Genomic DNA, 13736 nt, shown 5'->3' on the forward strand with positions numbered 1-13736 from the left:
AGGGCACACCGGCGGCGAAGCCGCCTACCGGTAGGAGGCGCGCAGGGTCTTCTTGTCCAGCTTGCCCAGCGGGGTGAGCGGCAGCGTGTCGAGGAAGTCCACCGACTTGGGAGCGTGGACCGAACCCTTTGCGGCACGGACTTTCTCGATCAGTTCCTCGGGGGAGACGGACTGGCCCTCCCGCAGCACGACGCACGCCTTGACGGCCTCGCCCCACTTGGCGTCGGGCACGCCGACGACCGCGACAGACGCGACGGCCGGGTGCGACGAGAGGACGTCCTCGATCTCGCGGGGAAAGACGTTGAAGCCGCCCGTGACGATCATGTCCTTCTTGCGGTCGACGATCGTCAGGAAGCCGTTCTTGTCGGCCCGCGCGACGTCACCGGTGTGCAACCAGCCGCCGCGCAGTGCCTCGGCCGTCTCGTCGGGCTTGTTCAGGTATCCCTTCATCACGAGCGGTCCGCGCACGCAGATCTCCCCCAGTTCGCCGCGGGGCACCTCGTTCAGGTCGTCGTCGAGCAGCCGCACGTCGAGCCACGGCACGGGCCGGCCGCACGTGGCCAGGCGCTCGGGGTCGTCGGCGAGGTGATCCTCTTTGCGCAGCACGGAGATCGTCATGCCGCATTCGCTCTGCCCGTAGAACTGGAAGAACACCGGGCCGAGCCGCTCGATGCCCTCGCGCAGCCGCGCCGGCGACATCGCCGACGCACCGTAGAACAGCGTCTCGAGGCTCGACAGGTCGCGGGTGTCGAAGTCGGGGTGGTCGAGCAGCAGGTAGATCATGGTCGGCACGAGCATCGTGGCGTTGATGCGGTGCTTCTCGATCGTCTCGAGCACCAGACCGGGTTCGAAATACGGCAGCACGTAGAGGGATCCGCCGCGCAGCAGCGTGGGGACGAAGAACGCGGCCCCGGCGTGCGAAAGGGGCGTGCAGATCAGGAAGCGCGGCTCGTGGGGCCATTCCCACTCGGCCATCTGGATCTGGGTGAGGGTCGCGCCCGAGCGGAACGACCCCATGACGCCCTTGGGTTTTCCGGTGGTGCCACCGGTGTAGACGACGGACGAGGTGTCCTCCGCCGCCACAGGCGCGGCGACGAGCCGCTGCGGCGTGAACTGCGCCGCGAGCGCGAGGATGTCGGTGCCGACCTGCGAGGGGCCGAGGGAGAAGACGTTCTTCAGCGTCGGCACCTGTGCCTGCAGTTCGGCGGCGCGTTCCTCGAAGTGGTTCGGATCGAAGATCAGCGTCTCGTTCGCGGCGTCGCCGACGATGTACAGGTGGTCCGGCAGCGAGCCCATGGGGTTGAGCGCGCTGTTGCGGCACCCGGCGACCATCGTCGCACCCATCGAGATGAGCACCTCGGGACGGTTCTTCGACAGCATCGCCACCGACGAGCCCTGCCCGACCCCCACCGACGCGAGCGCCTGGCCGAACCGGCTGATCTCGTCACGCATCTCCCCGCCGGTGAGCACCACGTCGCCGAGGTACAGGGCCGGCTTGTCCGCGCTGCGTTCGAGGGCGGTGATGAGCAGGTCCGCGGTGAACACGGGGCGATGCAGGTCGGCGTACTCGTCGGTCATGGTCGTCCTTCCGGTCGATGGGGCGGCGTGGTGACGGCGCGACGTGGCAGGGATCACCCGCCGCCACCATAACCACATCGACGGCAAAATTGGAACATGTTTCATTCCGGGGATCGGCGCCGGACTCCCCTAGAGTGGGGCCACCCTTCACGCTCGAGCCCCGGGAGTCACACCATGCAGCCGGCCGGACAGTCCCTGCACGCCCGCGACACCTGGTCGGCGACCGTCGTCGAACACCACCGCCTGCGCCACGACGTCGCCGTGGTGCGTCTCGAAGCCGACACGATGGTGCCGTTCGCCCCCGGGCAGTACGTCGACGTGACGGTGCCGCAGCACCCGCGGTTGCCGCGCCGCCTCTCCCCCGCGCTGCCGCCGTCGCTCGACGGCAAGCTCGAATTCCACGTCCGCACCGTGCCGGGCGGCTGGGTCAGCGGCACGATCGTCGCCGGCACCCGCCCCGGCGACGTGTGGACGATCGGCGCGCCGCAGGGCGGCACCCTGCACGTCGACGACTCCGGCCGCATCGTGATCATGGTGGCCGGCGGCACCGGCCTGGCGCCGCTGCGCGCGCTGATCCTCGACGTCGCGCGCCGGCCGGACCCGCCGCAGACCTTCCTGTTCGTCGGCGGCCGCTCCCCGCGCGACCTGTACGCCGCCGACATGCTGATCCTGCTCGCCGAGGCGCTGCCGTGGCTGACGGTGGTGCCGGTCGTCGAGTCGGTCGAGGACCCGGAGTTCGGCGACGAGTGGTACGAACGCATCGTCGCCCACGTCGGCGACGCCGGGTTCCACCCCGACGACCTGCTCGAGGGCAGCCTCGACGAGGTGGTCACCTCCTACGGGGCGTTCGGCGACCACCAGGTGCTCGTGTGCGGGTCGGCGGCGATGGTCCGCGCGACCCTGCACGAGCTCACCGGGACCGGGACGCCGGCCGGGAACATCCGGTTCGACCCGTACTGACTCAGCGGGACTTCGCGGCGTCCTGTGCGGCGATGTAGCCGTACACCAGTCCCTGACCGATCGTCGCGCCCGCACCCGGGTACGTGTTGCCGAAGGCGTTGGCGGCGGTGTTGCCGATCGCGTACAGGCCGTCGACGACGCTGCCGTCCTCACGCAGCACCCGTGCCCGCTCGTCGGCCTTCACGCCGCCGCACGTGCCGAGGTCGCTCAGCGTCATCTTCACCGCGTAGAAGGGTCCGTCCGTCAGCGGGCGCAGGTTGGGATTGGGCTCGACGGTGGGGTCACCGTAGTACCGGTCGTAGGCGCTCGCACCGCGGCGGAAGTCGGCGTCCGTGCCGGCGGCCGCGGCATCGTTGAACCGGCGGAAGGTCTCGGTGAACGCCCCCTCCGGCAGGCCGGCCGCGCGGGCCAGCGCCGCCGGATCGTCCGCCCGGTGCGCGATGCCCGCCCGGATCCACGCCTCCGGGACGGGCTGCCGCGGGAAAAGCCCGCCGCCGAAGATGTAGCTGTTGCGGTAGCGCTGATCGAACACGATCCACATCGATTCGACCGGGTCGCCGGCGCGTTCCCGGTCGAGCACGAGCTGGCCGAACGACATGTAGTCGGTCGCCTCGTTGACGAACCGGCGGCCGGTGTGGTCGACGATGAAGGACCCGGGCAGTGCCCGCTCGGCGAGCATCACCATCGGCGGGCGCCCCTTCATGGCGGCGACGGCGGGGAACCACCACGCCTGGTCCATCAGGTCGGTCGCGGCACCCACGTCGAGCGCGGCGCGGATGCCGTCGCCCGTGTTGCCCTCGGCGCCGAGGCTCTCGTGCTCGCCGAGCCGCTCGGACTGGTACTTGTGCCGCAGCGCCATGTCGTGGTCGAAGCCGCCCGCCGCGAGGACGACACCGCGCCGCGCGGTCACGGTCACCTCCTGCCCGTCGCACGCGACGACGGCACCGGTGACCCGATCCCCCTCGGTGAGCAGCCGCACGAGCGTGGTCTCGGTCCACACCGGGATCCCGGCCCGGACCACGCCGGCGAAAAGGCCGGCCGCGAGCGCCTGGCCCCCGGCGACGTACTCCCGCTTGAGGGCGAGCCCGGCGACACCCTGCGCGAGGCGACGGAAGATGCGCGGGAACGCCTTCGACGGCTTCCGCGCCATGAGGTTCATCCACTTGTAGTCGGCGCCGGTCACCGGCATCGGCAGGCCGGCCTTCATCAGTCCCGGCCGCAACCGCTCGCGTTCGGGTCCGAGGACGGACACGTCGAAGGGCCGGCACTCGCACGTGCGGCCGACGGCGGACCCGCCGGGCAGCTCCGGATGGTAGTCGGAATAGCCCTTGGCCCAGAACAACCGCATGGGGGTGGTGCGCTGCAGCATCTCGACGGTGGCGGAGCCATGATCGAGGAAGGCCGCACCCCGCTCCGCCGGTGCGGACTCACCGACCACGGACCGGATGTAGGTGCCGGCCCGGTCGAGCGTGTCACCGGAGCCGGCCTTGCGCAGCACGGGATTCGCCGGCACCCAGAAGGCCCCGCCGGAGCGCGCCGTGGAGCCGCCGACGTACTCCGTCTTCTCCACGATCAGGGTGGACAACCCCAGCTCGTGCGCGGTGAGCGCGGCGGCCATGCCGGTGCCCGACCCGATCACGAGCAGGTCCACGGTGGTGTCGTGGGTGGGGCTCACCGGTACGGGATTGGTCGCCATCGATCTGCTCCTTCACGTCGTTGCCGCTGGGACGAAAGGTCGTCGACGCCGGACGGCGGTGCGGACCTCGGAGCGAGGCTAGGTCACGTCGGCACCGCCCACCGGGAGGTGTCCCGCCCACCGGGACGCCCCCGGACGAACGGTCCGCCCAGCGGGAGAACCCCTTCTGTGCCGCTCACGCCGCCGCCCAGCATGACCTCGATGCCTGTTTCGGGCGCAGCACTCACCCGCTTCGGAGGACACGATGACGCAGAGCGCACCCCCCACCACACCCCACGATGAAGTCCGCACCATCGAAGCCGACGCGGCACCGACCCGCTTCGCACGCGGCTGGCACTGCCTCGGACTGGCCCGCACCTACCGGGACGGCAAGCCCCACCAGGTCGACGCGTTCGGCACCAGCCTCGTCGTCTTCGCCGACAGCACAGGCGAACTGCAGGTCCTCGACGCCTACTGCCGGCACATGGGCGGCAATCTCGCGCAGGGCGAGATCAAGGGCGACTCGGTGGCGTGCCCGTTCCACGACTGGCGCTGGGGCGGCAACGGCAGGTGCACCGGCATTCCGTATGCGCGCCGCGTCCCCCCGCTCGCGCGGACGCGGTCGTGGACCACCCTGGAACGCAACCAGCAACTGTTCGTCTGGCACGACCCCGAAGGCAATCCGCCGCCGGCGGACGTCACCATCCCCGCGATCGAGGGCGCCGGCACCGACGAGTGGTCCGACTGGACGTGGAACTCGGTGCTCATCGAGGGCTCGCACTGCCGCGAGATCGTCGACAACGTCGTGGACATGGCGCACTTCTTCTACGTCCACTACAGCGTCCCGCGGTCGTTCGAGAACATCTTCGACGGTCACGTCGCCACACAGATCATGTCGTTCAACCAGCGCACCGACGTCGAGTTGGACATCGACTTCGGTGCGGACAACTTCTCGCGCTCCGAGGCGTCGTACCACGGCCCCTCCTACATGATCGACAAGCTGTGGACGGAGACCGGCGAGGCCACCATCGAGACGGTCCTCGTCAACTGCCACTACCCCGTCACGCCCACCTCGTTCGTGCTGCAGTACGGCGTGATCGTCAAGCGCCTGCCGGGCATGTCCGCCGAGGAGGCGAATGCGATGGCCGCCCACTTCGGCGGGGGCACCGAGAAGACGTTCGAGCAGGACATCGAGATCTGGAAGAACAAGGCCAAGATCGACAACCCGCTGCTGTGCGACGAGGACGGCCCGGTCTACCAGCTGCGCCGCTGGTACCAGCAGTTCTATGTCGACGTCGCCGACATCACCCCGGACATGACCAACCGCTACGAGTTCGCGATCGACACCACGAAGCCGGCCGCGCGGTGGGAGCAGCAGATCGCCGAGAATCTCGCGGCCCGTGCGGAATCCGCCCCCGAGCCGGTCGCCTGAGCGTCCGCCGTCAGAGTCGAGGAGACACCATGAGTTACGAAGTCCTCGAGCACATCGACGCGATGGCGGACGATCTGTTCGCCGAAGGTGTGGAAGCCGAGCGGCTCGGCCGCCTCGCGGACGAGACCGCCGAGAAGATGAAGGAGGCCGGCTCGATCCGCATGTTCCAGCCCCGGGAGTTCGGCGGCTTCGAGTCGCACCCGAGGGAATTCGCGGAGACCGTCATGCGCACGGCCGCGCTGAACCCCTCCGCGGGCTGGGTGCACGGCATCGTGGGAGTGCATCCGTGGCAGCTCGCCTACGCGGATCCTCGCGTGCAGCAGGAGATCTGGGGAGAGGATCCGGACACCTGGATGGCGTCGCCCTACATGCCGGGTGGCATCGTCACCCCCGTCGACGGCGGCTTCCGGTTCTCGGGTAGCTGGCAGTTCTCCTCCGGCACAGACCATTGCGACTGGGCCTTCCTCGGCGCGTTCGTCGGGAACCCGGACGGTTCGGTGGCCCAGCCCCCGAAGATGGCGCACGTCATCATCCCGCGGACCGACTACCGGATCGTCGAGGACTCGTGGGATGTGGTGGGCCTGCGGGGTACCGGGTCGAAGGACGTGGTGGTCGAGGACGCGTTCGTCCCCGAGTACCGCGTCATGTACTACGACGACCTGATCGACGGCAGCGCGGTGGCCCGCTACGGCCGCACCGAGACTCTCTACAAGCTGCCCTGGTCGACAGCCTTCCCGCTGGGCATCACCGCCGCCACGATCGGGATCTGCGAGGGACTGGTGTTGCACGCGGACGTCTACCAGGCCGACCGGATCAACGCGCAGGGCACCGCCGTCAAGGACGACCCCTACACGATGTACGTGTTCGGTGAGGCGGTCGCCGATCTGCGGGCCGCGCGCGACTCGCTGCTGTCGAACGTCGACCGGATCTGGGATCTCGTCGACTCGGGGCGGACCCCGACGTTCGAGCAGCGCGCCGCGAGCCGGCAGACCCAGGTCCAGGCGGCGTGGCGGGCGGTGAATGCGATCGACCGCATCTACCCGCGCTGCGGCGGGAACGCGCTGCGGATGGACAAGCCCCTGCAGCGGTTCTGGCGCGACGCCCACGCCGGCCTGCACCACGCGATCCACCAGCCGGGCACGGTGCTGCACGCCGCGACCCTCAGCCGCCTCGGCGCCGAACCGCAGGGCCCCCTGCGGGCGATGATCTGACCGATTCGACTCGAACTGGGAGACACAGTGTCCGACATCAAGGGTTTGGGCTACATCAGGATTCAGACGAACGACATGGACCGGTGGCGGACCTTCGCGTTCGACGTCCTCGGGTTCGCCGAGGGGTCGGGACCGGAACCCGACGCCCTGTACCTGCGCATGGACGAGCGCCCGGGCCGTGTCGTGGTCGTGCCGGGAGACAGCGACCGGGTGGTCGACGTGGCATGGGAGGTGCGCGACCACGCGGCCCTGACGCGGGTGCGGCGCGTCGTGGAGGCCGCCGGCGTCGCCGTGAAAGCCCTCTCGGTCGACGAGGCGGACGCCCGGCGCGTCGAGGAGGTGATCGCCTTCCAGGACCCCTCCGGCACCTCCGTCGAGGTGTTCCACGGCCCCGCCCTCGACCACAGTCCGGTGGTCACGCCGCACGGTGCCCGGTTCGTCACGGGCGCACAGGGTCTCGGGCACGTCGTACTTCCGGTCACCGATCCGGACGCCACGTTCGGGTTCTACACCGAGGTGCTCGGGTTCCTGCCCCGCGGCGCCTTCCGCCTGCCGGCTCCTCCCGAGGCCGGTCCGATGCGCATCCGGTTCCTCGGGGTGAACCAGCGGCACCACAGCCTTGCACTCATGCCCGTCCCCGCAGGCAAGGACCCCGGCCTGATCCACATCATGGTGGAGGTCGACACCCTCGACGCCGTCGGCCGGGCTCTCGACCGGGTGACGCGGGAGGGGTATTCCGTCTCGTCGACGCTGGGACGGCACACCAACGACAAGATGGTGTCCTTCTACGTCCGTGCCCCCGGCGGCTGGGACATCGAGTACGGCACCGACGGGACGGCGGTCGACGAGCGGTACTACACCGCGGAGGAGATCACCGCCGACAGCTACTGGGGTCACGACTGGTCCGGAAGCGAACCGCTCGGGGTGATGTCCTGATCGCCGCGACGGCCGGGTGATCCGTCACCCCCGGGACGTCGACCGCGGGGCCCCGCACGGTGACCGTGCGGGGCCCCGCCACGCCCGGATCGGTGACGCACTTCACAACGAGGCCGCGATGTGACACTATTTCGAATCGAAATAGCCAGCTCATCAGCCGCAAATGAGTGAGGAGCACCCGTGCCGACTCCCGCCGCCCCCGCCACCCCCAGTGCTGTCATCGACCGTGTGGGCCTCGTCCTCGACGCCTTCGACGAGACCGGGCGGCTGACGCTCGCCCAGATCGTCCGTCGCACCGGCCTCCCCCGCTCGTCGGCGCACCGCATCCTCGAGCGCCTGGTCGACCTGCGATGGTTGCGACGCGACGGCCGCGAGTACGCACTCGGGCTGCGGCTGATGGAACTCGGTTCCCTCGCCGTGCACCAGGACGGCCTGTGCGCCGCCGCGCGTCCCCACCTGCACGAGCTGCACCGAGCCACCGGACTCGTCGTCCACCTCGCAGTCCTCGACGGCACCGACGTCGTCTACCTCGACAAGCTCGGGGGACGTCTGGACAGCGCCGTCCCGACCCGCATCGGTGGGCGCCGGCCGGCACCGCATGCCGCCCTGGGCAAGGCGCTGCTCGCCTACGCCGGGGCCCAGGGCACCGAGTTCGAACGCATCCGGGAGACAGGGGTGGCCTACGAACGCGGACAGGCCGTGCCGGGGCTGGGGTGCATCGCCGTGCCCGTCGGTCCGGTCGGCGCGGCTCCCGCAGCGGTCTCCGTGTGCGGGCCGTTGCAGCACATGCCGTTCGATCACCGGCTCAGTGGGCGCGTCCGCTTGGCAGCGACCGCGACCTGGCGCGGATACGACCGGCAGCGCTTCCCCGCCACGTCCCGAAGCCCCCGGCTGCGCTCTGCGTGACCACCATCGGCGCCTGATCCCTATCGGCGCCCGACCCCTACCCGGCGGGTCCCGATCCGTCGTCGTCCTCGTCGTGGGCGCTCAGCATCTGTTCCACTGTGCGCCAGCCACCCCGCCGCCGCGGATGGGGAACACCGTTCTCGTCGATGTCGCTGCGCGCGAATCGCGCTGCCGCTTCGTCGATCTCGTCGAGCAGCTCCTCGAACAGACCGATCTCCGCACGAAAGTACCGCTCGGACCAGCGCAGGCTCAGCAACGGGAACGCCCAGCTCGGTTCCACGTCCGAATGGTCCGCGTAGTCCCGGACGCGCCCGAGGTTCTCCTCGAGGTTGGCGATGTGATCCCGCACGATCGACTTCAACTTCTCGGGTTCGTTGAGGTGACCCAGGTACATGCGCAACATCACCCCGTGCTTGAGCACCGGGGCCTCGACCGGGGCCTCCCGCGACCATGCCCGGACCGCCCCCACCCCGGTCGGCGTGATCGAGTAGACGCGCCGGCTGCGGGCCCCCGGCTCGGAGATCGATCGCGACCGCACGAAGCCCAGCTTCTCGAGCTTCTTCAGCTCCCCGTACACCTGGCTGACCGACGGACTCCAGTAGAAGAAGCTCAGGCTCCAATCCGCCCACTTCTTCACGTCGTTGCCCGTCATCTCCTCCCCCAGCGCCAGAACCCCCAGCACCGCCCAACTCGTCGCGGGTAGACCGGGATACGCGGCAGGAGCGGAATCGGACACCCCGCGAGCCTAACAACCCCACGACCCGCGACCACCTGCGCCGATCTCCCGCTCCGCGGGCTGCGCCGATGTCCCGCTCCGCGGGCTGCGCCGATGTCCCGCTCCGCGGGAGACGAGCCCCCACTGCGGCGGCCGCGCCGATAGCGTCCGGAAGAGCAGCCGCGAGAACCGACAGGAGCGTCCACGATGACCGACCTCGCCACCCGAACGGACCGCATCCGCGCCACCGTCACGGCCTACCTCTCCGCCGTCGCGAACGGCACCGCCGACGAGATCACCGCCCTCTACGCGCCCGACGCCACCGTCGAGGATCCCGCCGGCAGCAAACCGAAAGCGGGCCACGAGGCCATCCGGGCGTTCTACCGCGCGGTGGAGAACACGCGGAACGAAACGGAGCTGCTGACGCTCCGCATCACCGACGCCGGCGCCGCCTTCCACTTCCGGGTGGTCACGGAAACCGACGGGCAGCGCTACGAGATCGAACCCATCGATGTCATGACGTTCGACGAGAACGGCCTCATCACGAGCATGCGGGCCTTCTGGGCGCCGGCCGACATGCGACAGAACTGAGGAGGTCCGTCGTGCACCCCGTCACCTGCCGCACCTGCGGTAACCGCGTGCTCGCCGAGAAGTACAGTCCCGTCCACACGAGCATCCAGTGGCTCACCGACGCCGCCCGGTCGTGCGCGCGCTTCCGCGCCGACGCCGAGCACGGTCGTCCCGCCCTCCACAGCTGCGCCGATCTGCGCGAGACCGTCGACGAGCTCGCCGACCGCGGTGAACTGCCGATCACCGCTCGCAGCTGCCCCACGCCCGGCCGGCTCGACTGACCGCGTCGTCCGAACCCGACCGGTCACCGCCGTCGCGCTCCCGCCGACCGGGAGCGATTTGCATCGCACGCACCGGCATGACGGACACTGGACACAGACCTACCCGAGAGGAGCCTCGATGGCCGCGGAACACACGGTGCTCGATCCCCGGACCATGCGCGACGTGCTGGGCAACTTCTGCACCGGCGTCACCGTCGTGACCGGCCACGACGGCCGTGAACCGCTGGGATTCGCGTGCCAGTCGTTCGCGTCGGTGTCGCTGGATCCACCGCTCGTGTCGTTCTGCCCCGCCCGCACGTCGCAGACCTGGCCGAGGATCCGGGAGATCGGCACCCTCGCGATCAACGTCCTGGCCCACGACCAGCGCGATACGTGCATGGCGTTCGCCGTCAGCGGCGGCGACAAGTTCACCGGCGTGGACTGGACGCGCGGGGACAACGGCGCACCCGCGCTCACCGGCGCCCTGGCCCGCATCGAAGCGGTGGTCGAGGCCGAGCACGACGCCGGGGACCACACCATCGTCGTCGCCCGCGTCACCGGGCTCACCGCGCTGCACGACGACGGCCCGCTGCTGTTCTACCGCGGCGGCTTCGGGCGGTACACGACCGAGACGATCCTCGACGAGGAGACCGCCACCGACGTGAACCCGCTGCGGTGAACGGCGACGAGGCGCACGTCACGGAATAGCGGACCGTCCGGGATGGTTGGACCGATCGTGTGCCCGGATCCCGACACCGGGCCCCGGACACGCGAAGGATCCCGGTGACCACACCACTATCGATTCTCGACCTGGCTCACATCGGCCGTGACGAAACCGCGCGCGACAGCTTCGCCGCGAGCGTGGACATGGCTCAGCGCGCCGAGCAGTGGGGCTACCGCCGCATCTGGTACGCCGAACACCACAACATGCCGACCATCGCGTCGTCGGCCACCAGCGTGCTGATCGCGCACGTCGCCGCGCACACCTCCACGATCCGGCTCGGCGCCGGGGGCATCATGCTGCCCAACCATTCGCCGCTGACCATCGCCGAGCAGTTCGGCACCCTCGAGACGCTGCACCCGGGCCGCATCGACCTCGGCCTCGGCCGCGCCCCCGGCAGCGACCAGAACACGCTGCGGGCACTGCGCCGCGACCCGTCGTCGGCCGACAGCTTCCCGCAGGACGTGCTCGAGCTGCAGGCCTACCTGCGCGGGCAGTCCCGCATCCCGGGTGTCGACGCCGTCCCCGGCAAGGGCACGGACGTGCCGCTGTACATCCTCGGCTCGTCGCTGTTCGGGGCGAAACTCGCCGCGCTGCTCGGTCTTCCGTACGCGTTCGCGTCGCACTTCGCGCCGCAGGCGCTCGAGGACGCCGTCGCGCTGTACCGGCGCGAGTTCCAGCCGTCCGAGCAGCTGTCCGAGCCGTACGTCGTCGCGGGCGTCGGCGTGATCGCCGCGGACACCACGGACGAGGCGGACGCCCTGTTCGAGGCCACCAAGCGGCAGCGCATCCGGCAGATGCTCGGCCGGGGCCGCACGTTCACCGACGAGGAGGTCGAGATGCTGCTCGACGCCCCCGCCGGGCAGCAGGTGCTGCAGATGCTGCGCTACACCGCCGTCGGTACCCCGGGCGAGGTGCGCGACTATCTCGACCGCTTCACCGAGCGCGCACAGGCCGACGAGCTGATCGTCGTGTCGTCGGCGCCGGGCCGCAAGGCGTGGCTGCGCTCGCTCGAACTGCTGGCGCAGGTCAGCGGGCTCGTCCCGGCCTGAAGGCCGAATGGCCGAATGTCACATCGCGTCGATCGAATCGACGCGATGTGACATTCGGCCACGCGCGATGTGACATTCGGCCACAACGGTATTGGGTGACCGAGGCGCAGGGGGCCGCGCGTCTACCGGTCGCGCTGATGCTTCGGCTTCCAGACCACCAGCGCGTTGCTGCGTGGTATCGGCACCAGCGCCCGGCGCGACGCGTGCAGCTGCGCGATCTCGGTTGCCATCTCGGACACCCGCTGCTGCAGGGCCTCGACCTGGTTGGTCAGCTCGATGATCCGCTTGATGCCCGCGAGGTTCACGCCCTCGTCCTGCGACAGGCGCTGCACCTCACGCAGCAGCGCCACGTCGCGGGGCGAGTAGCGGCGTCCACCACCGCGGGTGCGGTGCGGGGTGACCAGGCCGAGCCGGTCGTAGTTGCGCAGTGTCTGCGCGTGCATGCCGGCAAGTTCCGCCGCCACCGAGATCACGTAGACCCGGGCGTCGGGGTCCATCGGGGAATCGTTCCGGTTGCGGTTCTCGCTCATCATGCACCTGCCCAGCCCGCCCGTGGATCGAAGCCGTTCGCCTGCTCCGCGTGCATGTACGCCCGCAGCGCTTCGATCGCCTGATCGTCCAGATTCTGGGGCACGGCCACCTTGACCGTCACCAGCAGATCACCGGCGCCGCCCCCGCGCTTGGGGACGCCGCGCCCGCGCACCCGCAGCACCCGCCCGTCGGCAGTGCCGGCCGGGATCTTCAGGCCGACCCGTCCCTCCAGGGTGGGAACCGAGACGGTGGTGCCGAGCACCAGTTCGCCGTAGCTGACCGGCAGGACCAGCGTCAGGTCGTCGCCGTCGCGGCCGAACACCTTGTCGGCACGGACGTGCACGGTGACGAACAGGTCGCCGGACGGGGCGCCGCGCAGGCCGGCCTCGCCCTGACCGGGCAGCCGGATGCGCTGGCCGTCCCGGACCCCGGGTGGGATCCGGACCGTGATGGTGCGGGTGCGGTTCTGGATACCGGACCCGCGGCAGTCGGTGCAGGGCTCGTCGATGATCGAACCGGTGCCGCGACAGTCGTCGCACGGTTCGGAGAATCCGAACGCGCCCTGGTTGCGCGAGACGATGCCACTTCCGTTGCAGCGCGGGCACACCCGCGGGCTCGTGCCGGGACGGGCACCGCTGCCGTGGCAGGTGGTGCACGGCGCCGGGTTGGTCAGCCGCAGCGGGACGGTCACCCCGAGCGCTGCGTCGCGGAAGTCCAGCGTCGTCTCGGCGTCCACGTCCGATCCGCGCCGGGGCCGCGACGTGGTACGCGCGCCCCCGCCACCGGAGCGGTTGAACAGACCGCCGAACAGATCGCCGAGACCGGCGTCGCCGGCGCCGCCACCCCCGCCACCGAACAGGTCGCCGAGATCGAAGGTGGTGGCGCCGCCGGAGAACCCGCCGCTACCGGCACCGGGACGGAATCCGCCGCCGAATCCGCCGGAGGCGAACATCTGCCGGGTCTCGTCGTACTCCTTGCGCCGGGCCGGATCGGACAGCACGGCGTACGCCTCGCTGACCGCCTTGAAGCGCTCCTCCGTCTTGGTGTCCCCGGGGTTGGCGTCGGGATGCAGGTCCCGTGCCAGCTTGCGGTAGGCCTTCTTGATGTCGTCGGCCGACGCGTCGGAGGAGACACCCAGCTCCTTGTAGAAGTCCTTCTCGATCCACTCCCTCTGGCTCACCGGGTGTCT

The 13736-nt window shown here is 70.2% G+C and carries 14 protein-coding genes; 9 read left to right on the forward strand and 5 right to left on the reverse strand.

Features of this window, described 5'->3' with window-relative positions; translation table 11 throughout:
- Window positions 1-24: 24 nt before the first annotated feature.
- Window positions 25-1578 (reverse strand): AMP-binding protein, encoded by a 1554-nt coding sequence (locus ACWPQI_RS19100; protein ID WP_010593238.1) that lies wholly within the window; start codon window positions 1576-1578, stop codon window positions 25-27.
- 174 nt (window positions 1579-1752) lie between these two features.
- On the opposite strand from ACWPQI_RS19100, the gene ACWPQI_RS19105 reads away from it, so the two are divergent.
- Complete coding sequence (locus ACWPQI_RS19105) at window positions 1753-2538, forward strand: FAD-binding oxidoreductase (RefSeq protein ID WP_010593239.1); 786 nt, start codon at window positions 1753-1755, stop codon at window positions 2536-2538.
- A 1-nt stretch (window position 2539) separates the two neighbouring features.
- On the opposite strand, the gene ACWPQI_RS19110 is transcribed toward ACWPQI_RS19105, so the two are convergent.
- Window positions 2540-4234, reverse strand: coding sequence for a 3-ketosteroid-delta-1-dehydrogenase (locus tag ACWPQI_RS19110; protein ID WP_010593240.1), 1695 nt, complete (start codon window positions 4232-4234; stop codon window positions 2540-2542).
- Window positions 4235-4478: 244 nt separating this feature from the next.
- Here ACWPQI_RS19110 and ACWPQI_RS19115 point away from each other — a divergent pair, with 244 nt between their 5' ends.
- The 4 genes from ACWPQI_RS19115 to ACWPQI_RS19130 all read left to right on the forward strand — a co-directional run bounded on the left by ACWPQI_RS19115 (window position 4479) and on the right by ACWPQI_RS19130 (window position 8698).
- Window positions 4479-5645, forward strand: a complete 1167-nt coding sequence (locus ACWPQI_RS19115; RefSeq protein ID WP_017680752.1) for a 3-ketosteroid-9-alpha-monooxygenase, oxygenase component — start codon at window positions 4479-4481, stop codon at window positions 5643-5645.
- 29 nt (window positions 5646-5674) lie between these two features.
- Window positions 5675-6856 (forward strand): acyl-CoA dehydrogenase family protein, encoded by a 1182-nt coding sequence (locus ACWPQI_RS19120; protein WP_017680753.1) that lies wholly within the window; start codon window positions 5675-5677, stop codon window positions 6854-6856.
- Window positions 6857-6883: 27 nt separating this feature from the next.
- On the forward strand, window positions 6884-7792 hold the full coding sequence (gene bphC, locus ACWPQI_RS19125) for a biphenyl-2,3-diol 1,2-dioxygenase (RefSeq protein WP_010593244.1): 909 nt from the start codon (window positions 6884-6886) through the stop codon (window positions 7790-7792).
- 180 nt (window positions 7793-7972) lie between these two features.
- The gene (locus tag ACWPQI_RS19130) at window positions 7973-8698 is read left to right on the forward strand and encodes an IclR family transcriptional regulator (RefSeq protein WP_010593245.1); all 726 of its coding nucleotides are present in this window, start codon (window positions 7973-7975) and stop codon (window positions 8696-8698) included.
- A gap of 37 nt (window positions 8699-8735) precedes the next feature.
- Here ACWPQI_RS19130 and ACWPQI_RS19135 read toward each other — a convergent pair whose 3' ends face one another.
- On the reverse strand, window positions 8736-9380 hold the full coding sequence (locus tag ACWPQI_RS19135; RefSeq protein WP_010593246.1) for a PadR family transcriptional regulator: 645 nt from the start codon (window positions 9378-9380) through the stop codon (window positions 8736-8738).
- Between the two features lie 240 nt (window positions 9381-9620).
- On the opposite strand from ACWPQI_RS19135, the gene ACWPQI_RS19140 reads away from it, so the two are divergent.
- The 4 genes from ACWPQI_RS19140 to ACWPQI_RS19155 all read left to right on the forward strand — a co-directional run bounded on the left by ACWPQI_RS19140 (window position 9621) and on the right by ACWPQI_RS19155 (window position 12016).
- Window positions 9621-10004, forward strand: coding sequence for a nuclear transport factor 2 family protein (locus ACWPQI_RS19140; protein WP_048772092.1), 384 nt, complete (start codon window positions 9621-9623; stop codon window positions 10002-10004).
- Between the two features lie 11 nt (window positions 10005-10015).
- Window positions 10016-10264 carry a hypothetical protein gene (locus ACWPQI_RS19145; RefSeq protein ID WP_010593248.1) on the forward strand — a complete coding sequence of 83 codons (249 nt, stop codon included), beginning with the start codon at window positions 10016-10018 and terminating at the stop codon, window positions 10262-10264.
- Window positions 10265-10382: 118 nt separating this feature from the next.
- Window positions 10383-10922: a flavin reductase family protein gene (locus tag ACWPQI_RS19150; RefSeq protein ID WP_010593249.1), complete on the forward strand. Its 540-nt coding sequence runs from the start codon at window positions 10383-10385 to the stop codon at window positions 10920-10922.
- Window positions 10923-11026: 104 nt separating this feature from the next.
- Window positions 11027-12016 (forward strand): LLM class flavin-dependent oxidoreductase, encoded by a 990-nt coding sequence (locus ACWPQI_RS19155; RefSeq protein ID WP_040270615.1) that lies wholly within the window; start codon window positions 11027-11029, stop codon window positions 12014-12016.
- Window positions 12017-12138: 122 nt separating this feature from the next.
- Here ACWPQI_RS19155 and ACWPQI_RS19160 read toward each other — a convergent pair whose 3' ends face one another.
- Window positions 12139-12546 (reverse strand): heat shock protein transcriptional repressor HspR, encoded by a 408-nt coding sequence (locus tag ACWPQI_RS19160; protein WP_010593254.1) that lies wholly within the window; start codon window positions 12544-12546, stop codon window positions 12139-12141.
- Entirely contained in the window at window positions 12546-13727 is a 1182-nt protein-coding gene (gene dnaJ, locus ACWPQI_RS19165) for a molecular chaperone DnaJ (RefSeq protein WP_064066539.1), read from the reverse strand. The genes ACWPQI_RS19160 and dnaJ overlap by 1 nt, the downstream gene beginning before the upstream one ends.
- Between the last annotated feature and the right edge of the window lie 9 nt (window positions 13728-13736).

The organism is Rhodococcus sp. LMD, from assembly GCF_056108245.1.